The following is a 23138-nucleotide window of genomic DNA, read 5'->3' on the forward strand; positions in this document are numbered from 1 at the left end:
GATCCGGCGTGCCGGGGTGCGCTGGAAAGGGTGTTGATCATCGGGTCGCGGGCACACCGAGCGGGGCGACGGGCGACGTGGCGGGTGTCGGTCCCGCTGGTTAGTGTCGACGCGTGACAGACGTCGAGGCCTCCGCACCACCGTACTCGACCCGGTCGGCGGCCGGCGGCTCCAGCCTCGCCCTCTACCGCAAGTACCGGTCGTCCACGTTCGCCGAGGTCATCGGCCAGGATCACGTCACGGTGCCGCTGCGGCAGGCCCTCGCGGCCAACCGCATCAACCACGCCTACCTGTTCAGCGGGCCACGTGGCTGCGGCAAGACGTCGAGCGCCCGGATCCTCGCTCGCAGCCTCAACTGCATCCAAGGGCCGACGCCCGACCCGTGCGGTGTCTGCGACTCGTGCACGGAACTCGCCCCCAACGGCCCCGGCTCGATCGACGTCATCGAGATCGACGCGGCGAGCCACGGCGGGGTCGATGACGCCCGCGACCTGCGCGAACGCGCGTTCTTCGCGCCCGTCCGCGACCGCTTCAAGGTCTACATCGTCGACGAGGCGCACATGGTCAGCAACCAGGGCTTCAACGCCCTGCTCAAGCTGGTCGAGGAGCCACCCGACTTCCTGGTCTTCGTCTTCGCGACGACCGAGCCGGACAAGGTGCTGACCACCATCCGGTCGCGGACGCACCACTACCCCTTCCGGCTCATCCCGCCGACCGTCATGCGGGCGCACCTCGAGACGATCTGCACGGCCGAGGGCATCGCGGTCGAGCCGGCCGTCCTGCCGCTCGTGGTGCGCGCCGGCGGCGGCTCGGCGCGCGATTCGCTGTCGATCCTCGACCAGCTGCTGGCCGGCGCCGGTCCCGACGGCGTCACCTACTCCAGCGCCATCGCGCTGCTCGGCGTCACCGACGGTGCCCTGCTCGATGACATGGTCGACGCGCTGGCCGCCGGCGATGCCGCGGGCGTGTACGGGACGGTCGACCGGGTCGTCGAGGCCGGGCACGACCCGCGGCGCTTCTCGGTCGACCTCCTCGACCGCTTCCGCGACCTCATCCTGCTCGACGCGGTCCCCGACGCCGGCGAGCGCGGCCTGATCGACGTGCCGCAGGACCAGCTCGCGCACATGGCCAACCAGGCGCTGCGTCTGGGTGGCGCCTCCCTCACCCGCTACGCCGAGATCGTGCACACCGCGCTGATCGAGATGCGGGGGACGACCGCGGCCCGGCTCGTCCTCGAGTTGCTCTGCGCCCGCATGATGCTGCCCGACGCCTCGACCGACGCGGCCGCCGTGCTGCAGCGCGTCGAGCGGCTGGAGCGCAGGCTGGCGGTGGCCGGTGACTCGGCCTCCGCCGTGACGAACGCGCCTAAGCAGGCGGACAAGCCGGTCACGCCGGCGAAGGCGGCGAGCAAGCCGTCGGTGCCGGCCGGCCCGGCCGCCGAGCGAGCCCACGAAGCGCAGCCCACGGCCACCGTCCGCCCCGAGGCAACCGAGCGCCCCCCGGCCGTGGCGGCGACGGCGCCGGCGCCCGCGACCGAGTCGGCGACAACCCCGGTGACAGCGCCGTCCACTACGCCGGGCGATCCCGGAGTGCTCGACGCCAACGCACTTCGCCGGCTGTGGCCCGAGGTGCTCGAGGTTGTGAAGCTGACGAGCCGGCGCACCCGGGCATTGCTCGACAACGCGCAGATCACCGAGGTCAGCGGCGAACTGGTCACGCTCGCTGCACCGGGCGCGCTGGCCAAGATGATCGGCGACGACAGCAACACCTCGGTGCTGCGGGCGGCCCTCACCAAGATCGTCGGCGGCGAGTGGAAGATCAGTGTCGACGGTGCCCCGGTCGCCGCGTCCGCCGGCGAGGCGACGCGTCCGGGCGGCGCCGCGCCCGCTGAGGAGCCCGACCCCCGCGACGACGCCGAGTACGAACCGGCACCGCGTGACCGCGCCGCGGCGCCGCAGAACGATCCCGAGGCCGAGGCGATGAAGCTGCTGCGCGACCAGCTCGGCGCCCGTCCGCTCGAGGGCTGACCGCCGGTTCATCGCGAAGACGACGAACGCGGCGCCCCCGTGCCCAGGGACGCCGCGCTCGCGCTTGATTCGAGGTCAGATCAGGCGGGCGCACTGTCCGAGCGCGTGGCCACCGACCGTGTTCAGGCCGTACCCGGGCGGCGCACCCTCGACCGCGTCGCCGAGCTGGTTGGCCGGGCTGTTGCCCGAGCAGATCAGGTTCCTCCCGATGGTGTTGGCAACGACCTCGTTGCCGTCCGGATCGCCGAGGTTGACGTTCTTGAGGATGACGTTGCCGCCGATGGTGCTGCGGATGACACCGAACCAAATCGTGGACAGGTTCGTCACGACAACGTTCTTGCCGATGGTGTCGTCCTTGATCGAGAACGGAATGAAGCCGGGGAAATCGACGCCGGCCCCACCGCCGGAGGAAATGACACTGCCACCGATGGTGTCGCCGTTCAGGGCGGCGTTGAACACGCCATTGAGGATGACGTTGTGAGCCACGTAGTCGTGGGTGGACGTGGTTTCCGATGCGTCGCCGTTGCACGGGTGCGCGGGCGTACAGCCGAGGCCCACACGGGAGCCGCGGCCCCCGATCAGGTTGCCGTAGATCGTCACCGTCGAATGCGTTTGCGCGTCGAAGGTCGCGTTCGCGGCCACTCGGACGTTGTGCTTGACGGTGACGTTCGCGCCGTCGGGCACCGTGCAGTTCCCGCTTAATGTTTTCGGATAAGCCAGCGCTGTTGGTCGGAACCGCGCTGGCCAGCCGGGTCAACGGCCGAGAAACGCGAGAATTCCCGCCGCCACCGCGCTCGCGATGCGCTCGCGGCCCGCTGCCGACGACTGCCGAGCCGCGTCGCCGGAATTGCGCATGTTCCCGAGCTCCAGGAAGGTCGCCGGCCGGGTGGCCAGATTCAGCCCGGCGAGGTCGCTGCGGTAGTAGTAGCCGTTCGATCCGATGTAGGTGGACGGGACGAGCCCCGACGACTGCTGCAATGCATCGTGCAGCGCCCGGCCCAGGTCCAGCGAACGCTGGGCGGTCGCGGCGCTCGCCCCGTCGGGTCGCCGGCTGTCCTGGTTCACGTGGAACCCGTGCCCTGAGCTCGGGGCGCCGTCGGCGTGGATCGAGATGACAGCGGCCACGCCGGCCCGGTTGCCGATGGCGGCGCGCTCGTCGACGCACGGCCCGACGCCGGTGTCGTCCGGCCTGGTCATCACGACGTGAACGCCGTGCGCCTGCAAAAGGGCCCGGACCCGCTTCGCGACATCCCAATTGAACGCGTGCTCGCTGTAGCCCGCGTTGGTCTCGGTGCCGGTCGTGTCGCACGCCTTGTAGTCGCCGTACCCGGCGGGCACCAGCCGGCTTATCTCGGCGGTATGACTGGCGTTGCCGCCGTTGTGGCCCGGATTGAGGACGACCGTCGTCCCGCTGTAGGACACCGGTGGCGCCACCGTGCGGCGCGCGGCCGACGTGCGCCCGGCCGCCGATGTGGTCGGACGGCGCGCGGCCGTCGAGCGAGTCGGTGAAACCGACTTGGACGGCGTCTGTGTCGCCACGGCGCTGGACGACGACGCGACGGACGCCGACGGCGGAACCGCGGGAGGCGGCGAACTGGATCGGGACGGACCCGCGGAGCTGCAGCCGGCGATGGAGAGGGCCACCAACGGCAGCACGGACAGCAGTCGGCGACGCACGGCCCCACCATCGCACGCGCCGGTTGACCGGCGGGCGTCAGGCGCGCCGGTTAGAGTTCAGCACAGGTGGAACAAGCGGACGACGCAGAACAGCGAGGCAATCCAGTGGCGCAGCGTGGCGGGCAATTCGGCGGCGGCGGCGGACAGCCGAACATGCAGCAGCTGCTGAAGCAGGCCCAGAAGATGCAGGAACAGCTGGCGGCCGCGCAGGCCGAACTCGCGGCCGCCGAGGTCACCGGGTCGGCCGGCGGCGGCCTGGTCACCGCCACCCTCACCGGGGGCGGCGAGCTCACTTCGCTGACCATCGACCCGAAGGCGGTCGACCCGGACGACGTCGAGACCTTGCAGGATCTGATCGTCGCTGCCGTGCGCGACGCGCACCGCGCGGTGGGGGAGCTCGCCGCCGACAAGATGGGCCCGGTCACGGGCGGCATGGGCGGGCTCGGTGACAGCCTCGGCGGTCTCGGCCTGCCGGGGCTGTAACCCGTCGATGTACGAAGGCGCCGTCCAGGACCTGATCGACGAGCTCGGCCGGCTGCCCGGCGTCGGGCCGAAGAGCGCGCAGCGCATCGCGTTCCACCTGCTCGCCGCCGAGGACACCGACGTCGAACGCCTCGCCGCCGTCCTCATCCGCGTCAAGAACGAGGTGAAGTTCTGCACGATCTGCGGCAACGTCTCCGAGGCCGACATCTGCCGTATCTGCGATGACCCCCGGCGCGACCTGACCATCATCTGTGTGGTCGAGGAGCCGAAGGACGTCGTGGCGGTCGAACGCACCCGCGAGTTCCGCGGGCGCTACCACGTCCTCGGCGGCGCGATCAGCCCGATCGACGGCGTCGGCCCGGACGACCTCCGCATCCGCGAGCTGCTCGGCCGGTTGCGCGACGGCGTGGTCACCGAGCTCATCCTGGCCACCGATCCGAATCTCGAGGGCGAGGCGACGGCGACCTATCTCGCCCGCATGCTGTCGCCCATGGGCCTCACCGTGACTCGCCTGGCCAGCGGACTGCCGGTCGGCGGCGATCTCGAGTACGCCGACGAGGTCACGCTGGGGCGGGCCTTCTCCGGTCGCCGCCGGGTGGAGTAGGCGGGTGAGCGTGCGCCGCCGGCTCTACTGGGTCGCCGTCGTGTGCGCGGCTGCGCTGCTGGCCGGTGGTCTGGTGGTCGGCATCCGCGGCTATGCGAGGACGGCCGGCGCGGACGGCGTGGTGCGAGGTTACTTCGCCGCCCTCGCCCGGGCCGACGCCCCGGACGCGCTCGCGTTCGGCGACATCCCGGCCGGCCCGCACACCCTGTTGACGGCCACCGTGCTCGCCGAGCAGCAACGGATCGCACCGATCCGGAACGTCACTGTCGGGGCCGTCCGGCGCAGCGGCGACGCGGCCGGCGTCGGGGTCAGGTACAGGCTGGCCTTCCCCGGTCGGCCGGTCGCGGTGAGCGGCACCGTGCGCCTGCACCGGGCGAACCACGTCTGGCGGCTCGACCGGGTCGCGGTTGCGACGGAGCTCGACCCCGGCACGGCGCGGCAGCGCGAGTCCATCGTCGGCGCCGGCATCCCGCTCGGCAGCACGCTCATGTTCCCCGGTGCCCTTCCCGTCCGGCTCGACACGCCCTACCTGCAGTTGGACCCCGATCAGGACTCCGTCGGCCTCGACCCCCTCGACCAGACCACCATCGACATCGAGGTCAGCCCGGCCGGTCGAAGTGTTGCCATCGCGGCGGTCCGGGCCAAGCTGCACCGGTGCCTGGCCGGCCGGGCCGACCCCACGTGCCCGTTGCCCTCCGAGCGGTTCGTGCCCGGTTCGGTCCGCGGCACCCTGAGCGGCGATCTGCACGACATCACCGTCGAGCTGGCCTCCGACCCGGTGGGCACCCTGCGCGTCCACGCCCGGGCCACGGTCATGGGCTCGTACGAGCGGCTCGACTTCCGCAACCGGCGGATCGCCGGACGGGGACGCGTCGACCTGACGGTGAACGCGGTGGGTTACGCCGTGTCGCCCTTGAGCCTGCGGTGGACCTCGTGAGACGCGGGGCCCTGCTCGCCGGCGTGGCCGCGCTCGCTCTCGCGCCGATGCCCGCAGCCGTCGCCGCGCCGGGCCCGGCCAACGCGCCGGAGTACTGGTTCGACGACTGGCACGTCCAGTCACTGTGGGACAGCGGGGCCCGGGGACAGGGCATCACGATCGCCGAGATCGATACCGGGGTGAACGCCGAGCTGCCCGAACTCCGGGGCCGGGTGCTGAGCGGGATCGACTACGGCCGGTCGGGCAACGGCCAGATCGATCGCGAGATCGACGGCTTCGGCCACGGGACGGCGATGGCGTCGATCATGGTCGCCCGTCCCGGTCTGCTCGGCATAACCGGGCTCGCGCCAGGCGCCAAGATCCTGCCGATCGCGGTCGCGCTGTCGGGCACCACGGACGCCGAGCGGCCGGACAAGCTCCCGGACGCGATCCGCTGGGCGGTCGATCACAAGGCGAAGATCATCAACATGTCGCTCGGTGGCAAGCGGTCCGCCGAGCACGACGGCGTCCCTTGCAGCACCGACGAGCAGGACGCCGTCTACTACGCGATGCGCAAGGGCGCGCTGGTGATCGCGTCCGTCGGCAACACGGGGCCGACGGCCAACACGGTCGAGGATCCCGGTGTGTGCCTGGGGGTCATCTCGGTCGGTGCGGTCGACTCGGCCGGCAAGGTGGCCGAATTCTCGGGGCGCCAGCCCTACCTCACGCTGGTCGCGCCGGGCGTGGGCATCGCGTCCCTCGGGCGGCAGCCCGGCACGGCGTATTCGGGCGACGGAACGAGCCAGGCGACCGCGCTGACGTCGGCCACGGCCGCGCTGGTGTGGTCGGCCCATCCGGAACTGGACGCGACGGAGGTGGCGGCCCGAATCCTGGCCACCCTGGACGGCCGGCGGACGACGCCCAGCCCATCGCTCGGGTACGGGGAGTTGAACGCCTACCGCGCCGTCACCGGCGGCGCGCCCCGCGTGCAGTCCGCCGCCGCGGCCGCGAGCAGCCGGGCGAACCCCGTCTACGCCGCCGCCGCACCCTTCGCCACCCGGGCCGAGGCGCTGCGCAGGGTGCTGGCCCACCCGCCGACGCCGGCGGCCAAGCAGCTTGCGTCGACCGGCTCGTTCGACGTGGCGACGCACCCGCGTGTGACGCCCGAGGTGATCACCGGTCTCGCGATGGCCGGCGCCGGTGCGATGCTGCTGCTCGTCCTGCTGGGATTCGGCCTGCGGGGGCAGGGCCATCGGCGCCGGCCCGCCGCCGCCGGGCCGCCCGTGCCGACGCTGCCGGAACAGGCGGCCGCGGCGCCGCATCCCGCCTGGACGACTCCGCCCGTGCCGGTCGCGCTACAGGCAGCGGCCCGCCCCCGCCCGAGGCCAGGCCCAGGGCGGATCCCTCCGACAGCTGGCCGTCCGACAGTTGGCCCCGTGGCGGCGCAACGCGCGGCGAGTTCTGCCGCGCGGCGGCCACGACCGGGGCCCGGGCCGAGAGCTCAGCCGGGAACCACATTCCACTCGTAGGGTTCCATCTCGCGGAGCACGCGCCGGCGGATGTTGCGCGGCAACCGGTCGATGAACAGCATGCCGGCCAGGTGATCGGTCTCGTGCTGCAGGCAGCGGGCGAAGAAGCCGGTGCCCGTCACCTCGATCGGCTTACCGGTGCGGTCGACGCCGCGCACGGTCGCGCCGCTCGGCCGTTCCAGCTCGCGGTACGGGCCGGGCACCGACAGGCAGCCTTCGTCGGCCGCCTCAGGCTCGCCGAACGTCTCGATGGTCGGATTGACGACGTGCCCGCGGTGCCGCGCGCCCGTCTCGTCCGGGCAGTCGTAGACGAAGACGGCGAGGCTGCGGCCCACCTGCGGCGCTGCGAGGCCGACTCCGTTGGCGACCGCCATCGACTCGAACATGTCGTCGACCAAGCGGCCGAGGGCGTCGTCGAACTCGCTGACCGGTTCGGCCCGCGCGGCGAGCACCGGGTGGCCCACCACCACGATCTTGGGCGGAGCCCCGGTCATGCCGGGGAGCCCTTCGGGAGCGGCCGGCGGGGACCGGGCGAAGGACGGAGGCGGGGCTGGGCCGCCGGGCCCTCCAGCTCGAACGTGGCCAGCAGCGGTTCGAGGGCAGTAGCGATCTCGCCGAGCGTCGCCTGCGCCCGAGCCGGTCCGGCGCGGTAGGGGTCGGCTACGTCGTCCAGCGCACGCGGAACCGCGCCGTACATCCCACGGATCTGCGCCGCCCGGTCGATGAGCTCGGCCGGTCGGCCGCGACCCACGTGCGGCAGCAGCCGGGCGAATTCCTTCATCGTGAACGTCCGGCGCAACGCGCCCGGCACCTCACCCATGACGGCCTCGCGGTGCGCGACCTCGGCCGTGAGGACGAGGTCGGCGTCGCCGGCCTCCCACGGGTCGAACTGGCGAGCACGGTGGGGACTGGAATCGATGCCCAGCTCGGCGAGTGCACTCGCCGAGCCGGCATCGACCGGGTCGCCCACCAGCGCCGCGATGCCGGCGCTGGCGACCCGCAGATCCGCACCCGCGTCCGCCCGGCTGCGAAGCAGGTACTCAGCCATCGGCGAGCGGCACACGTTGCCGGTGCACACGAACAGGATCGTCAACGACACGTCGTCAGTATCCCTGGTCGGCGCGGGAGGGCTGGACGCGCCGTCAGTCGCGAACCGCGCGGTTGACCGCGCTCACCACGGCCCGCAGCGACGCCTGCGTGGTGGATTCGCTGATCCCGACACCCCAGAAGACGCGATCGCCGATCTCGATCTCGAGGTAGGCCGCGGCCTCCGCGTCACGTCCGGACGTGAGCGCGTGCTCGTTGTAGTCGAGCACCCGCACGGTCAGGCCGCCGAAGCCGAGGTCGACGTTGGACAGGGCGTCGCAGAACGCGGCGATCGGGCCGTTGCCGAGGCCGCTGATCGAGTGTTCGGCGCCGTCCACCCGGATCGTCGCGCTGATCCGCTCGGTGCCCTCGTCGCTCACCGACGACGTCTTCACCACCTCGACGCGTCCGGGCGCGAGGTACTCGTCGGAGAAGATCTGCCACATGAGCGCGGCGTCGACCTCGCCGCCCTCGCCGTCGGTGTGGCGCTGGATGACGTGGCTGAACTCGATCTGCAGCCGCCGCGGCAGGTCGAGCTTGTGGTCGGCCTTCATGATGTAGGCGACCCCGCCCTTGCCGGACTGCGAGTTGACCCGGATGACCGCCTCGTAGGACCGGCCGACGTCCTTCGGGTCGATCGGCAGGTAGGGGATCTCCCAGCGGAGCTCGCTGACCGGTTTTCCGGTCGCGGCGGCCTGCCGGTCGAGGTCCTCGAAGCCCTTCTTGATCGCGTCCTGATGGGAACCGGAGAACGAGGTGTAGACCAGATCCCCCGCGTAGGGGTGCCGCTCGTGCACGTCGATGCGATTGCAGTACTCGGCCGTGCGGCGGATCTCGTCGATGTTGCTGAAGTCGATCATCGGGTCGATGCCCTGGCTGTAGAGGTTCAGCCCGAGCGTCACCAGGTCGACGTTGCCCGACCGCTCGCCGTTGCCGAACAGGCAGCCCTCGATGCGCTGCGCGCCGGCGAGCACGGCCAGCTCGGCGTCGGCGGTGGCGGTGCCCCGGTCGTTGTGCGTGTGAACCGAGAGCGCGACGAACTCGCGGCGCGAGAAGTGCCGCGACATCCACTCGATCTGGTCGGCGTAGACGTTCGGAGTCGACCGCTCGACCGTGCAGGGCAGGTTGATCACGATCTCGCGAGCGGCGTCGGGCTGCCAGACGTCCATGACGCCCTCGCAGATCTCGAGAGAGAAGTCGAGCTCGGTGTCCATGAATATCTCGGGTGAGTACTCGAGCCCGAACTCGGTGCCGGCCAGATGGATGTCGGCGTACTTCATTATCGCCTGGACGCCGTCGACGGCGACCGCACGGCACTCCGCCCGGCCGTCGCCCTCGAAGCCGAAGACGACGCGGCGAAAGACCGGAGCGGCGGCGTTGTACATGTGGACGGTCGCCTGCTTGGCGCCGACCAGCGACTGCACCGTGCGCTCGATGAGCTCCTCGCGCGCTTGGGTCAGCACAGAGATGCGGACGTCGTCGGGCACCCGGCCGCCCTCGATGAGGCTGCGGACGAAGTCGAAGTCGGTCTGGCTCGCGGCCGGGAAGCCGACCTCGATCTCCTTGTAGCCCATCCGGACCAGCAGGTCGAACATCGCGTTCTTGCGCGCGGCGTTCATCGGGTCGATGAGGGCCTGGTTGCCGTCGCGCAGGTCGGTGGACAGCCAGCGGGGAGCGGCAGTGATGCTCTTCGTCGGCCAGGTCCGGTCGGGCAGGTCGACGGCGGGGAAGGGACGATAGCGGTGGCACGGCATGCCAGAAGTTCGTTGTGCGAAGGATGCGGTCATGACGATCTGCTCTCTTGTCGAACACGAGGGAGCGTCGGCGCAGACGGGCGACCCGCGACGAGGGGCCGACCGGAGCGAAGCGGTTACCGCGCTCCCAGTGCCTCGTCGCGGCTGCGAAGAAGCAGCGCGCGGGTCATGATGGACCGAGTCTAACCGGTGTGCCGTTGCTCGCGCCGCACGCGTCCGGAAATGCGGAATCCGTTGTTCGGGCGATCCCATCTGACGGATTTCGTTGTTGATACGCAATCTGGCCGTGTGTAGCGTTCTTGGGACAGCCCACGTTTCCGGAGGCCTTCGTGACCCGTTCGGTCCGCAACTTCATCAACGGCGAGTCGGTCGACGCGCTGGACGGACGGAGGAGCGACCTCGTCGATCCCTCCACCGGCGAGGTCTTCGGATCGGCGCCGGTGTCCGGTCCGGAGGACGTCGACGCGGCCTACCGCGCGGCGGCCGGGGCGTTCGAGACATGGCGTGACAGCACCCCGAGCGACCGGCAACGCGCGCTGCTGAAGTTCGCCGACGCGATCGAGGAGCGGGCCGAGGAGATCATCGCCGCCGAGTGCGAGAACACCGGCAAGCCGATCGAACTCACCCGCACCGAGGAGATCCCGCCGGCTGTCGACCAGATCCGGTTCTTCGCCGGCGCCGCCCGGCTGCTCGAGGGCCGCAGCGCGGGGGAGTACCTCGCCGGCTACACGTCCTACGTCCGCCGTGAGCCGGTGGGCGTCGTCGGCCAGGTCACGCCGTGGAACTACCCGATGATGATGGCGGTCTGGAAGATCGCGCCGGCCTTGGCGGCGGGTAACTGCGTCGTGCTCAAGCCCAGCGACACGACGCCGGTCAGCACGGCGATGATGGCCGAGATCGCGGCCGAGTTCCTGCCGCCGGGCGTGTTCAACGTCGTCTGCGGCGACCGCGATACCGGTCGGGCGATCGTGTCGCATCCGGTGCCGGCGATGGTGTCGATCACCGGCTCCACCCGCGCCGGCTACGAGGTGGCGTCCGCCGCGGCGCTGGACCTCAAGCGCACCCACCTGGAGCTCGGCGGCAAGGCGCCGGTCATCGTGTTCGACGACGCCGACCTCGCTGATGCCGCCGAGAACGTCGCCATCGCCGGGTACTTCAACGCCGGGCAGGACTGCACCGCGGCCACGCGGGTCCTGGCCGGTCCGCGCATCGCCAACGACTTCGCCGACGCACTGGCCGAGCAGGCCCGCAACACCAAGGTGGGCGCGCCGGCCGACGCCGACATCCTCTACGGGCCGCTCAACAACTCCAACCAGCTCGACCGGGTCGGCGGGATGCTCGACCGGCTGCCCGACCACGCGCAGGTCCGAGCCGGCGGTTCCCGGCAGGGCGACCGTGGGTACTTCTGGCAGCCCACCGTCGTCAGTGACCTCCAGCAGGACGACGAGGTGATCCAGCAGGAGATCTTCGGCCCGGTGATCACCGTCCAGCAGTTCAGCGACGAGGACGAGGCGCTGCGCTGGGCCAACGGCGTCGAGTACGGCCTCGCGTCATCGGTGTGGACGAAGGACCACGGGCGGGCCATGCGGATGAGCCGGGCCCTCGACTTCGGCTGCGTCTGGGTGAACACGCACATCCCGCTCGTCGCCGAGATGCCGCACGGCGGCTTCAAGCACTCGGGCTACGGCAAGGACCTGTCCGTGTACGGCCTCGAGGACTACACCCGCATCAAGCACGTCATGCACAACATCGGGTCATGACAGCTGTCCGTCCGAATTCGCCCCGCGCCGGCACCGTACGCAATAGCCTCTGCGCATGAGCCATGCGATCGTCGCCGAACTGGTCGGGAACGTCATGTCCGTGGTCGTCCAAGAGGGCGCTCCGGTCAGCGCGGGCGACACGATCGTCATTCTGGAATCGATGAAGATGGAGATCCCGGTGCTGACCGAGTACGACGGCGTGGTGCGCGACCTGTCGGTGAGCGTGGGTGAGGTCGTCCAAGAGGGTGACGTGCTGGCCGTCATCGATCCCGTCCTCGCATAGGAGACTTCGATGTCCGTACCGCAGCAACGCGCACTGAAGACCGCAATCCCCGGGCCGCGCTCGCAGGAGCTGCACGCCCGCCGGGTCGCCGCCGTGTCGTCCGGCGTGGGCAGCACGCTGCCCGTCTACGTCGAGCGGGCCGGTGGGGGCATCATCGTCGACGTCGACGGCAACCAGCTGATCGACTTCGGCGCCGGCATCGCCGTGGTGTCCGTGGGCAACGCCGCGCCCCGCGTCGTCGAGCGCGTGCACCAGCAGGTCGCCGACTTCACCCACACCTGTTTCATGGTCACCCCGTACGAGGAGTACGTGGCGGTGGCCGAACAGCTGAACGAGCTGACTCCCGGCGAGCACGAGAAGCGGTCGGCTCTGTTCAACTCCGGCGCCGAGGCGGTCGAGAACGCGGTCAAGATCGCCCGGGCGTACACAGGCCGGCCCGCAGTCGTCGTGTTCGACCACGCCTACCACGGCCGCACGAACCTGACGATGGCCCTCACCGCGAAGAACATGCCTTACAAGCACCACTTCGGGCCCTTCGCCGGGGAGGTCTACCGCGTGCCGATGGCCTACCCGTACCGCTGGCCGACCGGTCCGGACAACTGCGCCGACGAGGCGTTCGAGCAGTTCGTCTCACTCACCCACGCCCAGGTCGGCGAGGAGAACTGTGCCGCAGTGGTGATCGAACCGATCCAGGGTGAAGGCGGCTTCATCGTGCCGGCGCCGGGGTTCCTGGCCCGGGTCGCCGAGTGGTGCGCCGACCACGGCATCGTGTTCGTCGCCGACGAGATCCAGACAGGCTTCTGCCGCACCGGCGACTGGTTCGCCTGCGACGCCGAGGGCGTCGTCCCCGATCTGATCACCACCGCCAAGGGCATCGCCGGCGGCCTGCCGCTGTCCGGCGTCACGGGCCGGGCCGAGCTCATGGACAGCGTCCACGGCGGCGGCCTGGGCGGTACGTACGGCGGGAACCCGGTGGCCTGCGCGGCCGCCCTCGGCTCGATCGAGACGATGCGGGCCGAGGACCTGTGCGGCGCGGCCCGGCGCATCGAGTCGGTGATGCGTCCGCGGCTTGCCGCGCTGGCCGAGAAGCATCCCGCGATCGGTGACCTGCGGGGCCGCGGCGCGATGCTGGCGGTCGAACTCGTCAAGCCCGGCAGCAAGGATCCCAATCCGGAGCTCACCGCCGCCGTGTCGCGCGCCTGCCACGCCGACGGCCTGGTCGCGTTGACGGCCGGCACGTACGGCAACGTACTGCGGTTCCTGCCGCCGCTCGTCATCGGCGACGACCTGCTGACCGAGGGCCTCGACATCCTCGAGGCGGCGTTCGCCGCGAACGCCTGAACTCAGGCCGCCTCGCCGGCCGGGGACAGCGAAGCGGGCCAGAGGTTGTCGGCCGGGGTCGACCGCAGCGCGCTGCGGCCGAGGAAGTACTGGACGTGGCGGGCCGGCCACGCGAGATCGATGTTTTCCCGCCGCAAGCACGGCACGGTGCCCGCCGCGACGGCGGACGTGTGCGCGCCGCGCACCGCCGACGCGCCGCTCACGTAGCCGGCCTGCTCCACCGCGGCGCGAGCCGCAGGAGTGAAGTCGGCGAACTGACCGTGCGGCCAGGCGAAGTGCGCGCCGGAGTCGAGCCGGGACGCGAGTTGCTCGCGCGAGGCGATGATCTGCCGAGCCGCTTCCTCGGCGGGGACGCCGGCGATGATCGGATGCGTCAGGGTGTGGCTGTTGATCTCGTGCCCCCGCGCGCGCAGGTCCTCGAGCTCGTCCCAAGTGAGGGATCCGCGCTCGGCCCGATCGATCAGCGGGAAGGTGCGGACCAGCTCGGCCCGGTCCTTGTCCAGCAGGTCGGGGCAGACGAAGAAGCAGGCCGTCGCGCCCTCTTCCTCCAGGATCCGCGCCGCCACCAGTCCGCTCGTGAAGCCGTCGTCGAAGCTGATGCTCGCGTAGCAGCCGTCGATGCGGTCCTCGAGAACGCGGCTGACCGCTTCGCTGTGGCTGACCAGTCGATGACCGCGCTGCATCTGGCGCACCAGGGTCCGGAAGGCGTCCTCCTCGCCGGGCCGGACCTCGTGGAACAGCAGGAAGAGGACGCGCGGACGGGCCAGTCCGCGTTCGGTCCGTCCGCTGCGCTCGGCGGTCAGGCTCAGCGCGTCCAAGGCCGCTGACCGCGCCCGCGAGCGGGCCCGGTCCTTCATCGTCGCCATCGACCCGATGCACATCTCAGCGGACCTCCGAGACAAACGTGTAGTGCCAACCCTCGACGTGGCGCAGGACGTACCCGGCATCGAGGACGCGGCGGATCCGGGCCCGCAGCTTGCGGGGCGACTCGTTCTGTTCGAACACGACCGACAGCACCCGGATCGGGATGCGAGCCGCGAGCGCATCGTCGACGACGGCCCCCTCGGCCCCCTCGATGTTCATCTTCAGCAGATCGATCTTGGTGTGCCCGAGTTCCTTCATCGCCGTACCCAGCCGCTTGACCTCGCCGGTGATGTACTGGTCGGTCTCCTGGATGTTGTCGATGGAGTGCGAGACGTGGTCGGGGTTCTCGGGGACGTAGAACTTCACGACGTCGTCGTTGTCCCAGATCCCGTAGGGCAGGAACGTGTACTCGGCGGGCAGGTCCTGCGTGGCGATCCAGTCGATGACGCGCGGCGTCGGGTCGAAACCCCACACGCGCATGCCGTAGCGCTCGATGAGCTCGAGGTCGAACGTGATGTCCTGCCCGACGCCGACCGAGTAGCAGACGCCGCCGGGCTCGAGCTCGGCCGTGGGCACCCAGGCGCCGCCGTACACGTTGCCGAGCCGGCGCAGGTCGTCGGTGGACTGCATCGGCAGCTTGAGCGCCGTGACCTGACCGGTGATCGGGTGCCGAAGGACCCGGCGAGCGGTGGACCGAATCTTGATCATGCGTCGTCTTCCTGCTCGGTGTCCGGATAACCGGCCGGGTTCTGGGACTGCCACCGCCAGGCGTCGGCGCACATCTCGTCGACGGAGCGGGTCGCCGACCAGCCCAGCTCGTGCCGCGCCCGGGAGACGTCGGCGTAGGACGCCGCGACGTCTCCGGGACGTCGCGGCCGTGGTTCCCACGGGAGCGCGTGCCCGACTGCGCGGGAGAACGCGGCCACCATCTGCAGGACCGTGGTGCCGGTGCCCGTCCCGAGGTTCCACGTGTGCACGCCGGACCCGGCGCGCGCGAGGTGGTCGAGGGCGGCGACGTGGCCGGCCGCGAGATCCTCGACGTGGACGAAGTCGCGCACGCAGGTGCCGTCGGCAGTGGGATAGTCCGTGCCGAACACCGGCAGCGTCTCGAAGTGACCGGCCGCGAGCTGAGCGATCCGGGGAACGAGGTTGGCCGGCGGGGCCAGTGGATCCTCACCGATGTCACCGGACGGATGCGCCCCGGCCGGGTTGAAGTAGCGCAGCAGCGCGACCGCGAAACGGGGCTCGCTCGCGGCCACGTCACGCAGGATCTGCTCGATCATCACCTTCGTCCAGCCGTACGGGTTCGCAGCCGACGTGGGCGCGTCCTCCGTCGCCGGGTTGGCCACGTCGGCGCCGTAGACCGTCGCCGACGACGAGAACACCAGGACAGGAACGCGGTGCCGGCTCATGGCGCGTACCAGCGTCACCGTGCTGGCGAGGTTGTTGTCGTAGTAGCTCAAGGGGTGCGCGACGCTCTCGGCGACGGCCTTCAACCCGGCGAAATGGATCACCGCGTCGAAGCGGTCGGATTCGAAGAGGGCGCCGACCAGGGCGGCGTCGCGCAGGTCGAAGGCGTGGACGTCGATCGGGGCGCCGGTGAGCTTCTCGAGCCGGTTGATCACAGCGGGCTTGGAATTGCCGAAGTTGTCGACGATCACCGGCTCGTGCCCGGCGGCGACAAGATGCACGACGGTGTGCGAGCCGATGTATCCGGCCCCGCCCGTCACCAGCACCCGCACCGAGGCACCCTATCTGGACGGGTCGCAGTTGGTGTCCGGGTCGTCATCGCGGTGCCGGCACACCCAGGATCGTGGCCGCGAACGTCTCCTGAGTCGGGAGCGGGATCTCGGCCATCTTCGAACCCGCACCCTCGACGAGTACCCGCCGCAAGCCCTCGGCGATGCCCTCGACCGTCACTTCGACGGCGACGCCGCTGCGCGTGGCGACGAGCTCCCGTTCGCGCGTCCGCGACCCCCCGGTCACGACCGGGACACCGGCAGCCAGGGCCTTGCCCTGGATGCCGCTCGGGCCTTCCAGGTTCATGACCAGCACGACGACATCCGCGGCGGCGATGTAGCGGTCGAGCACTTCGTCGGGCAGGAACCCGTCGGCGACGATCACCCGTGCGCGCTGGTCGGGCGCGAGGTTGTCGAGCCACTGCCGCGTCTCTGCGTCGACCCCGCCGGCGATGAGGAGGCCGGCGTCCAGGCCGCTGGTGATGACCGATTCCAGGACGAGCTTCGGGTTCTTGCGGATGTTGATGGCTCCGAAGATCCCTACCAGCCGGCGATCGGGCGGCAGTTCCAGTTCGGCGCGGAGCCGGTCGCGGTCGCGCGCATGGGCCGAGCACAGCGCCGGGTCGCGGGCCCGCTTGACCACCCAGCCGACCGCCATGTTGTCGCGGCTCGCGAAGCCGACCGCCCGGTGGATCGTGCGGGTGGAGTGGGCGAGGACGACCAGCACGGCCTTGGCGATCCGCATCGGCCAGTGGCCGAAGTCCGACCAGTCCAACCGGGCCGGGTAGCGGGTGAGGAAATAGACGATCCGCGGGCGGGGCGAGAGCCGCCGGAACTGCCGGGCCGCCGTCCACCACCATGTCTTGAGCGCGATGTCGCCGTCCATCACGACGACGGTGTCCACTCGGCGCGCGCGGCAGAAGTCGGCGATGCGGCTCGCCATCTCCGCAGCTTCCGGGATGGTGTCGCGGAACTGTTCGCTGACCTCGACGTCCAGGCCGGACAGATGAACCCGGAACTCGTCGCGCTCCTGGGCGCCCACCGAGGTCAGGAGGGCGACGTCGCCGGTGCGCGAGGCGAGCGCCGCAACCCCCGCGACCGCCTGGAACCGGTGACCGCCCGGGCTCGGTTCGACGATGAGGGTCAGCATGCCGCTGCCGCCGGTGCACGCGGGGTCTGCAGGTCGTCGCGCAGCCGGCGCTGGGCCGCGCCAGCCACCTGGTGGCGGTGCGCGAAGTGGCCGAGGACCGACTGCCGGCACGCCTCGCGGTCCTCGGCGTCGCGCAGCCGCCGCACGACCCGCGCGGCCGCTTCGGGGAAGTCGCCCGCCAGGTTGACCAGCCAGTCCGCGTCAGGGACCAACGAGGGCATACACCCGATGCTGAAGGCGACCGTGGGCACTCCGCACCGGCTGGCCTCGAGGACGACCAGCGGCTCCGCCTCGTTGCGGCTCGGGAAGACGAAGACGTCCACCCTCCGGTAGAAGGCCTCGACGTCGTCGGGCCGGATCGGGCCCAGGTGCTCGACCGCCTCACCGAACTCGGCGCGCGCCGCCTCGAGCTGCTGCCCGGCGTCGGCGTCGCCCACCGGTCCGCCCAGCAACAGCCGGACCGGCACGCCGTCGGACCGGAGCCGGCGCAGCGTCGCGAAGACGTCGCTGAGGCCCTTCTCCTCACTCAGGTTGCCGAGATGCCCCAGGACGATGCCGTCCTCCGCGCCGGGCCTCGGCGCGGGCGAGTCGAGCGGGTCGTAGAGCCACGCGTTCGAGCACACGTGCACGGAGCGCACGGCCGGGTAGCGGTCCTTCAGCGTGCGCGCCATGCCGTTGCACAGGGCGACGTGTTCCATACGGCGGCCGCCGGACCGGACCATCAATCGGACCGCGACGTTCGCCTGGACCAGGTAGGTATAGGAGTGGTGGTGGAACACCACGCGGTGACCCACCGCGCGGGCGATCAGGACGAGCACCGCCTGGTACCAGAGGCCGAGTCCGCCGGCGCCGGCGATGTAGTAGGACGCGGCCCGATGGCGCTCGCGCCAGGCGACCCGCGCGGCCGCGGCGTGGCTGCGGATGCGAGCCAGGTGATAGCGCAGCGGGCCGGCGTCGGCCGCCCCGCTCGTGTCGACGGCGACGACCTGCGCGCCCGCCTGCCGCAACTGCTCGACCATGTGCGCGGTCACCCTCGCGGCGCCATGGATCGGGGGCGGCAACGGGCCGACCACCACGACGGACGGGGAGCCGTCGTCGGTGCCCCGGCTACGGGCCATCGGCCCCGCCGGAGCGGCGCCTCGTGGCGATGATCCCGAACGTCTGTGGGCTGCGCACCCGGGCGCCCAGCTGCTGCATCCACCGACCCTGGGTCGAGAAGTACTCCCACAGCCGCACGTCGTCGAACCGCGGTTCCAGGACGCCGACCAGCGCTTGTTCGTCGACGCCGTTGCGCATCAGGTGGTACTCCACCATGTCGGACGGGTTGCTCTCGTCGAGCACTCCGCGGAACCGGCGCAGCTGGGTGGCGATGCCGCGCCCGACATTCTGGCCCTTGGAGATGCGCCACGCCAGGTACATGAGCCGGTCGAGCCTGACGCTCCCCGGCGAGCGCCGGGGGTACCAGCTCGGGTCCTGGAACGAGGCGAAGGCGCCGCCCTCCTCGATCAAGCCGGTGACGCGGTGGACGAACGTCTCGTAGTCGGGAATGTGGTGCAGCACGGAGACGCAGAGGACGAGATCGAAACGATCCTCGCGGGCGAAGGCCTGCTGACCGTCCGGATCGAACAGCAGGACGGCCTGCGAGTTGTGCGCGTAACGCGACTGGAGCATGTCCAGGCTGGGGCGGCTCATCTCGGTGACGGTGACCTCGGCGCCCATGGCCAGGACGTGGTCGGTGAAGGCCCCGTGCCCGGCACCGACCTCGAGCACCCGGCAGCGGCCCGACGCCTTGAACTGGGCGGCGACGAGCGCGCGGATCTCGCCGAGGATTGCCGACCGCAACTGCGGGTGACTCAGGTGCGGAGACCCGGCGTCGTAGTCGAAGTCGGCGCCGTGGATGGCCTCTTGCAGGCGGGCCATATCGGTCGGCTCGGCGGCGTAACCGGCTGCGGAACCCCGTGAGTCAGCGTGCACCCGCATCAGTCCCTTCACCGCAACCCGGCAAGATCTCCGGCCAGACTTTACATTCCGCCGAGGGCGCCGCGCTGTGGGGAAAGCCGGTCCGGCCGCCCAGTATCCTGGGGAGGTCCGCCGGTCCGGTTGAGGAAGGTTTTCCGTGACGCTCGTCGTCCAGAAGTATGGTGGCTCGTCGGTCGCGGACGCCGAACGCATCAAGCGCGTCGCCGAGCGCATCGTCGCGACCAAGAAGGCCGGCCACGACGTGGTCGTCGTCGTGTCGGCCATGGGTGACACCACCGACGAGCTGATCGACCTGGCCGAGCGGATCGTCCCCGTGCCGACCGGGCGCGAATTCGACATGTTGCTCACCGCGGGCGAGCGCATCTCGATGGCGCTGCTGGCGATGGCCATCAACTCGCTCGGGTACAAGGCGGAGTCGTTCACCGGTTCCCAGGCCGGGGTGCTGACCACGGCGGTCCACGGCAAGGCGCGCATCGTCGACATCACGCCGGGCCGGATCGAGAGTTCGGTGGCCGAGGGCAACATCGCCATCGTGGCCGGCTTCCAGGGGTTCTCGAAAGAGACCATGAACATCACCACGTTGGGCCGGGGCGGTTCCGACACCACGGCGGTGGCGCTGGCCGCAGCGCTGAACGCGTCCGTCTGCGAGATCTACACCGACGTCGACGGCGTCTTCACCGCCGATCCGCGAATCGTGTCGAACGCACGCCGTCTCGACTCGGTCACCTACGAAGAGATGCTCGAGCTGGCCGCCTGCGGCGCCAAGATCCTTCATCTGCGCAGCGTCGAGTACGGCCGCCGCTACGGCGTGCCGATCCACGTGCGGTCGTCGTTCTCCGGCCACCCCGGCACCACCGTCCAAGGATCGATCGAGGAGCTCCCCGTGGAACAGGCGATCATCAGCGGAGTCGCGCATGACCGCAGCGAGGTCAAGGTGACCGTCGTGAACGTTCCCGACAAGCCGGGCGAAGCGGCGGCCATCTTCACCGAACTCGCCGCGGCCGAGATCAACATCGACATGATCGTGCAGAACATCTCGACCGGGGGGACGGGGCGCACCGACGTCTCCTTCACCTTGCCGGCGACCGACGGCCCCACCGCGCTGGCCGCGCTGAAGCGGATCCAGGAGCGGATCGGCTTCAGCGACCTGCTCTACGACGATCACGTCGGCAAGCTCTCGCTGATCGGTGCGGGCATGCGCTCGCACCCCGGCGTCTCGGCCCGGTTCTTCTCGGCGCTGGCCGAGGCCGGCATCAACGTCGAGATGATCTCGACCTCGGAGATCCGCATCTCCGTCGTCTGCCGCGACACCGATCTCGACACCGCGGTCCGCGCCGTCCATGACGCGTTCGAACTGGGCAGCGACGACGAGCAGGCCGTCGTTTACGGAGGTACCGGACGATGAGAGTCGGAGTGGTCGGGGCCACCGGTCAGGTCGGCACCGTGATGCGCCGTCTGTTGGCCGAGCGCGCTTTCCCGGTGGACGAGATCCGGTTCTTCGCGTCGGCGCGCTCGGCCGGCGCCACGTTGTCCTGGGAGGGTGTCGACGTCCGGATCGAGGACGCGGCCACCGCCGATCCGTCCGGCCTCGACGTCGCGTTGTTCTCGGCCGGCGGGTCCACCTCCAAGGAGCTCGCCCCGAAGTTCGCCGCCGCAGGTGCGGTGGTGATCGACAACTCGTCGGCCTGGCGGATGGACCCCGACGTCCCCCTCGTGGTGGCCGAGGTCAACGGCGGCGAGGTGCGCAACGCCCCGAAAGGGATCATCGCCAACCCCAACTGCACGACGATGGCTGCGATGCCGGTGCTCAAGCCGTTGCACGACGAGGCCGGGCTGACGCGGTTGATCGTGTCGACCTACCAAGCGGTGTCCGGCGCCGGGCTAGCCGGCGTCGACGAACTGGACACCCAGGTCCGCAAGGTCGCCGACGTCGCGGCCGGCCTCACTCACGACGGCTCGGCGGTCGCGTTTCCGGAGCCGCACAAGTTCGCCCGGCCCATCGCGTTCAACGTGCTGCCGCTCGCCGGATCGATCGTCGACGACGGGGAGTTCGAGACCGACGAGGAGAAGAAGCTGCGCAACGAGTCGCGCAAGATCCTCGCCATCCCCGACCTCCTGGTGTCCGGCACCTGCGTGCGCGTTCCGGTGTTCACCGGCCACTCGTTGTCCATCAACGCCGAGTTCGCCGGGCCGTTGCCGGTGGCGCGGGCCCTCGAGCTGCTGACCGCGGCGCCGGGCGTCGAGCTCAGCGACGTGCCGACGCCGCTGGAAGCCGCCGGCCGCGATCCGTCCTACGTGGGCCGCGTCCGCCAGGATCCCGGCGTGCCGGGTGACCGTGGGCTCGCGCTGTTCGTCAGCAACGACAACCTGCGCAAGGGTGCCGCCCTGAACGCGGTGCAGATCGCGGAGTTGCTGGTCAGCTGACCGACCGCTGCCCGACGGTGCGGGCCGGCGAGGCCGAGACGACCGTGTAGGGCTCCACGTCGCGCATCACGACCGCGTTCGCGCCGATCACGGCGCCGTCGCCGATCGTCACCCCGCCGACCACGACCGCGTGGGTGCCGATGAACACGTCGTCGCCGATGACCGTGCGCTGCGGGCCGCCGCCGCCGTGCGTCTGCGGGCCGATCACGCTGCCGAGGTGCAGGGTGCAGTTCGCGCCGATCTCGACGTAGGCGCCCACGCCGACCCCGACGGAGTGCGCCAGATAGAGGCCCGGACCGATCTTGGCCAGTGGGTTCAGCTCGGCGCCCGACTTGCGGATCCCGTGCGTGCGCAGGATCAGCGCCACCGGGAGCAGGCCGTGCTGGGCCAGCCAGTGTCCGACGCGATAGGTGATCACCACGCGCACGTTCGGGCTGAACAGCAGCTTGAAGAAGGCCCGTCGCCAGAACCGCCCCGTCGAGTAGCGCCGGAAGTTCGGGTGCGTGGTTGCCTCGATGTCGGCGCGGACGAGCTTCAGCAACGACAACTCGTCCGACGGGCGTGGTCGACTCACGCGGGCGACTTTAGCTGGCGGCCTTGCGCCGTCGGGCACTCGCTAGGCTGCGGCGATGCACGATCGTCCGGCGTTGCCCGGCGCCCTCGGCCGGGTGGCCGAGCGCCCCCGCGAATACGCGAAGCTCGCCCTGCGCTCGCTGCTGCACAGGCGCGGGTTGGACTTGGTCAACGACCCGTACCCCGTCCGCGTCGCCACGACCTTGGCGTGGCTGAAGGCGACGACGGTGCTGGACGTCGGCGCCAACATCGGGCAGTACGCCACGGCGCTGCGTTCCAGCGGCTATAGCGGAGACATCGTGTCCTGCGAACCGCTCTCGGATGCGTTCGAGCACCTCCAGCAACGATCGTCGCGCGACCCGCGGTGGGAAAGCGTCCGGACGGCGGTCGGTGACAGCGTCGGCTCGATCGAGATCAACGTCTCGGCGAACTCCTACTCGTCCTCGCTGCTGCCGATGACCAGCGCGCACGCCGACGCCGCACCGGGGTCGGAATTCGTGGCCGCGGAGACGGTGCCGCTGACGACGGTGGCCGAGTTGGTCAGCAGCAGAAACATCGATCCGGCCCGCACCCTGCTCAAGATCGACACCCAGGGCTATGAAGCGCCGGTGCTGGACGGGGCCGGCGGCCTGCTGAACCGGTTCGCCGCGATCTCCCTCGAGCTGTCGTTCGTCCCCCTCTACGAGGGCCAGCAGCTCTACGACCAGCTGACCGGGCGGCTCCGGGATGCCGGGTTTGCGCTGTATTGTCTGGACGCAGGCTTCGGTGATCCCCGCACCGGACGGATGCTGCAGTGCGACGGCTTGTTCGTCCGCTCCGAGCTCGTCGAAGTATCCGGCTGACCCACGGCGGCCGGCCGAACAGTGGGTGATACCCCGGGCGAGGGGGTTCCCAAACCACTCGGCAGCAAAACGGCACGGATTCGCAACCTCACGGCACCGTACTCGT

At 70.7% G+C, this 23138-nt stretch carries 23 protein-coding genes; 11 read left to right on the forward strand and 12 right to left on the reverse strand.

Features of this window, described 5'->3' with window-relative positions; genetic code table 11:
- Positions 1 to 113: 113 nt before the first annotated feature.
- Positions 114 to 2027 (forward strand): DNA polymerase III subunit gamma and tau, encoded by a 1914-nt coding sequence (locus ABR571_RS05915; RefSeq protein WP_409452261.1) that lies wholly within the window; start codon positions 114 to 116, stop codon positions 2025 to 2027.
- Between the two features lie 75 nt (positions 2028 to 2102).
- Here the strand turns inward: ABR571_RS05915 and ABR571_RS05920 are convergent, their stop codons facing one another.
- Positions 2103 to 2711: a hypothetical protein gene (locus tag ABR571_RS05920; protein WP_409452262.1), complete on the reverse strand. Its 609-nt coding sequence runs from the start codon at positions 2709 to 2711 to the stop codon at positions 2103 to 2105.
- A gap of 69 nt (positions 2712 to 2780) precedes the next feature.
- A complete protein-coding gene (locus ABR571_RS05925; RefSeq protein ID WP_409452263.1) occupies positions 2781 to 3704 on the reverse strand; it encodes an N-acetylmuramoyl-L-alanine amidase in 924 nt (307 codons plus the stop codon).
- Between the two features lie 153 nt (positions 3705 to 3857).
- Here ABR571_RS05925 and ABR571_RS05930 point away from each other — a divergent pair, with 153 nt between their 5' ends.
- Genes ABR571_RS05930 through ABR571_RS05945 form a run of 4 tightly spaced genes read left to right on the forward strand, consistent with a single transcriptional unit; the run spans position 3858 to position 7236 of the window.
- Entirely contained in the window at positions 3858 to 4187 is a 330-nt protein-coding gene (locus ABR571_RS05930; protein ID WP_409452264.1) for a YbaB/EbfC family nucleoid-associated protein, read from the forward strand.
- A 7-nt stretch (positions 4188 to 4194) separates the two neighbouring features.
- The gene (recR, locus tag ABR571_RS05935) at positions 4195 to 4791 is read left to right on the forward strand and encodes a recombination mediator RecR (protein WP_409452265.1); all 597 of its coding nucleotides are present in this window, start codon (positions 4195 to 4197) and stop codon (positions 4789 to 4791) included.
- 4 nt (positions 4792 to 4795) lie between these two features.
- Positions 4796 to 5728 (forward strand): hypothetical protein, encoded by a 933-nt coding sequence (locus ABR571_RS05940; protein ID WP_409452266.1) that lies wholly within the window; start codon positions 4796 to 4798, stop codon positions 5726 to 5728.
- Positions 5725 to 7236, forward strand: coding sequence for a S8 family peptidase (locus tag ABR571_RS05945; RefSeq protein ID WP_409452267.1), 1512 nt, complete (start codon positions 5725 to 5727; stop codon positions 7234 to 7236). The genes ABR571_RS05940 and ABR571_RS05945 overlap by 4 nt, the downstream gene beginning before the upstream one ends.
- Here the strand turns inward: ABR571_RS05945 and def are convergent.
- From def to leuA, 3 genes are read right to left on the reverse strand one after another with little or no spacing between them, the layout of a single operon-like run.
- A complete protein-coding gene (gene def / locus ABR571_RS05950) occupies positions 7209 to 7730 on the reverse strand; it encodes a peptide deformylase (RefSeq protein WP_409452268.1) in 522 nt (173 codons plus the stop codon). The genes ABR571_RS05945 and def overlap by 28 nt on opposite strands.
- Entirely contained in the window at positions 7727 to 8335 is a 609-nt protein-coding gene (locus ABR571_RS05955) for a low molecular weight phosphatase family protein (protein WP_409452269.1), read from the reverse strand. The genes def and ABR571_RS05955 overlap by 4 nt, the downstream gene beginning before the upstream one ends.
- A gap of 43 nt (positions 8336 to 8378) precedes the next feature.
- Entirely contained in the window at positions 8379 to 10109 is a 1731-nt protein-coding gene (leuA, locus tag ABR571_RS05960; RefSeq protein WP_409452270.1) for a 2-isopropylmalate synthase, read from the reverse strand.
- Positions 10110 to 10405: 296 nt separating this feature from the next.
- On the opposite strand from leuA, the gene ABR571_RS05965 reads away from it, so the two are divergent.
- Genes ABR571_RS05965 through gabT form a run of 3 tightly spaced genes read left to right on the forward strand, consistent with a single transcriptional unit; the run spans position 10406 to position 13460 of the window.
- Positions 10406 to 11836, forward strand: a complete 1431-nt coding sequence (locus ABR571_RS05965; RefSeq protein ID WP_409452271.1) for a gamma-aminobutyraldehyde dehydrogenase — start codon at positions 10406 to 10408, stop codon at positions 11834 to 11836.
- A gap of 55 nt (positions 11837 to 11891) precedes the next feature.
- Positions 11892 to 12119: a biotin/lipoyl-binding carrier protein gene (locus tag ABR571_RS05970; RefSeq protein WP_409452272.1), complete on the forward strand. Its 228-nt coding sequence runs from the start codon at positions 11892 to 11894 to the stop codon at positions 12117 to 12119.
- A 9-nt stretch (positions 12120 to 12128) separates the two neighbouring features.
- Positions 12129 to 13460, forward strand: coding sequence for a 4-aminobutyrate--2-oxoglutarate transaminase (gene gabT, locus ABR571_RS05975; protein WP_409452273.1), 1332 nt, complete (start codon positions 12129 to 12131; stop codon positions 13458 to 13460).
- A 2-nt stretch (positions 13461 to 13462) separates the two neighbouring features.
- On the opposite strand, the gene ABR571_RS05980 is transcribed toward gabT, so the two are convergent.
- The 6 genes from ABR571_RS05980 to ABR571_RS06005 are packed head-to-tail and all read right to left on the reverse strand — an operon-like array spanning position 13463 to position 19187.
- Complete coding sequence (locus tag ABR571_RS05980) at positions 13463 to 14341, reverse strand: polysaccharide deacetylase family protein (protein WP_409452274.1); 879 nt, start codon at positions 14339 to 14341, stop codon at positions 13463 to 13465.
- A 1-nt stretch (position 14342) separates the two neighbouring features.
- Positions 14343 to 15032, reverse strand: a complete 690-nt coding sequence (locus ABR571_RS05985; RefSeq protein WP_409452275.1) for an FkbM family methyltransferase — start codon at positions 15030 to 15032, stop codon at positions 14343 to 14345.
- Positions 15029 to 16066 carry a UDP-glucose 4-epimerase GalE gene (gene galE, locus ABR571_RS05990; RefSeq protein WP_409452276.1) on the reverse strand — a complete coding sequence of 346 codons (1038 nt, stop codon included), beginning with the start codon at positions 16064 to 16066 and terminating at the stop codon, positions 15029 to 15031. The genes ABR571_RS05985 and galE overlap by 4 nt, the downstream gene beginning before the upstream one ends.
- A gap of 43 nt (positions 16067 to 16109) precedes the next feature.
- The gene (locus ABR571_RS05995; RefSeq protein ID WP_409452277.1) at positions 16110 to 17213 is read right to left on the reverse strand and encodes a glycosyltransferase; all 1104 of its coding nucleotides are present in this window, start codon (positions 17211 to 17213) and stop codon (positions 16110 to 16112) included.
- Positions 17207 to 18331 (reverse strand): glycosyltransferase family 4 protein, encoded by a 1125-nt coding sequence (locus tag ABR571_RS06000; protein WP_409452278.1) that lies wholly within the window; start codon positions 18329 to 18331, stop codon positions 17207 to 17209. Before ABR571_RS06000 ends, ABR571_RS05995 begins: the two co-directional genes overlap by 7 nt.
- The gene (locus ABR571_RS06005) at positions 18321 to 19187 is read right to left on the reverse strand and encodes a class I SAM-dependent methyltransferase (RefSeq protein ID WP_409452279.1); all 867 of its coding nucleotides are present in this window, start codon (positions 19185 to 19187) and stop codon (positions 18321 to 18323) included. The genes ABR571_RS06000 and ABR571_RS06005 overlap by 11 nt, the downstream gene beginning before the upstream one ends.
- 142 nt (positions 19188 to 19329) lie before the next feature.
- Here ABR571_RS06005 and ABR571_RS06010 point away from each other — a divergent pair, with 142 nt between their 5' ends.
- The gene (locus tag ABR571_RS06010) at positions 19330 to 20598 is read left to right on the forward strand and encodes an aspartate kinase (RefSeq protein WP_409452280.1); all 1269 of its coding nucleotides are present in this window, start codon (positions 19330 to 19332) and stop codon (positions 20596 to 20598) included.
- Positions 20595 to 21617 carry an aspartate-semialdehyde dehydrogenase gene (locus ABR571_RS06015; RefSeq protein ID WP_409452281.1) on the forward strand — a complete coding sequence of 341 codons (1023 nt, stop codon included), beginning with the start codon at positions 20595 to 20597 and terminating at the stop codon, positions 21615 to 21617. Before ABR571_RS06010 ends, ABR571_RS06015 begins: the two co-directional genes overlap by 4 nt.
- Here ABR571_RS06015 and ABR571_RS06020 read toward each other — a convergent pair.
- Positions 21610 to 22191 carry a serine O-acetyltransferase gene (locus tag ABR571_RS06020; RefSeq protein WP_409452282.1) on the reverse strand — a complete coding sequence of 194 codons (582 nt, stop codon included), beginning with the start codon at positions 22189 to 22191 and terminating at the stop codon, positions 21610 to 21612. The genes ABR571_RS06015 and ABR571_RS06020 overlap by 8 nt on opposite strands.
- A gap of 55 nt (positions 22192 to 22246) precedes the next feature.
- Here ABR571_RS06020 and ABR571_RS06025 point away from each other — a divergent pair, with 55 nt between their 5' ends.
- Positions 22247 to 23032, forward strand: coding sequence for an FkbM family methyltransferase (locus tag ABR571_RS06025; protein WP_409452283.1), 786 nt, complete (start codon positions 22247 to 22249; stop codon positions 23030 to 23032).
- Positions 23033 to 23138 lie beyond the last annotated feature (106 nt).

The organism is Jatrophihabitans sp. (assembly GCF_046262535.1).
Classification (GTDB): Bacteria; Actinomycetota; Actinomycetes; order Mycobacteriales; family Jatrophihabitantaceae; genus Jatrophihabitans.

Coding starts and splice junctions, on each gene's coding strand:
- ABR571_RS05930 (WP_409452264.1), top strand. CDS start 3,858: ATGCAGCAGCTGCTGAAGCAGGCCCAGAAGATGCAGGAACAGCTGGCG.
- recR (WP_409452265.1), top strand. CDS start 4,195: ATGTACGAAGGCGCCGTCCAGGACCTGATCGACGAGCTCGGCCGGCTG.
- def (WP_409452268.1), bottom strand. CDS start 7,730: ATGACCGGGGCTCCGCCCAAGATCGTGGTGGTGGGCCACCCGGTGCTC.
- leuA (WP_409452270.1), bottom strand. CDS start 10,109: ATGACCGCATCCTTCGCACAACGAACTTCTGGCATGCCGTGCCACCGC.
- ABR571_RS05970 (WP_409452272.1), top strand. CDS start 11,892: ATGAGCCATGCGATCGTCGCCGAACTGGTCGGGAACGTCATGTCCGTG.
- gabT (WP_409452273.1), top strand. CDS start 12,129: ATGTCCGTACCGCAGCAACGCGCACTGAAGACCGCAATCCCCGGGCCG.
- ABR571_RS05980 (WP_409452274.1), bottom strand. CDS start 14,341: ATGTGCATCGGGTCGATGGCGACGATGAAGGACCGGGCCCGCTCGCGG.
- ABR571_RS05985 (WP_409452275.1), bottom strand. CDS start 15,032: ATGATCAAGATTCGGTCCACCGCTCGCCGGGTCCTTCGGCACCCGATC.
- ABR571_RS05995 (WP_409452277.1), bottom strand. CDS start 17,213: ATGCTGACCCTCATCGTCGAACCGAGCCCGGGCGGTCACCGGTTCCAG.
- ABR571_RS06000 (WP_409452278.1), bottom strand. CDS start 18,331: ATGGCCCGTAGCCGGGGCACCGACGACGGCTCCCCGTCCGTCGTGGTG.
- ABR571_RS06015 (WP_409452281.1), top strand. CDS start 20,595: ATGAGAGTCGGAGTGGTCGGGGCCACCGGTCAGGTCGGCACCGTGATG.
- ABR571_RS06025 (WP_409452283.1), top strand. CDS start 22,247: ATGCACGATCGTCCGGCGTTGCCCGGCGCCCTCGGCCGGGTGGCCGAG.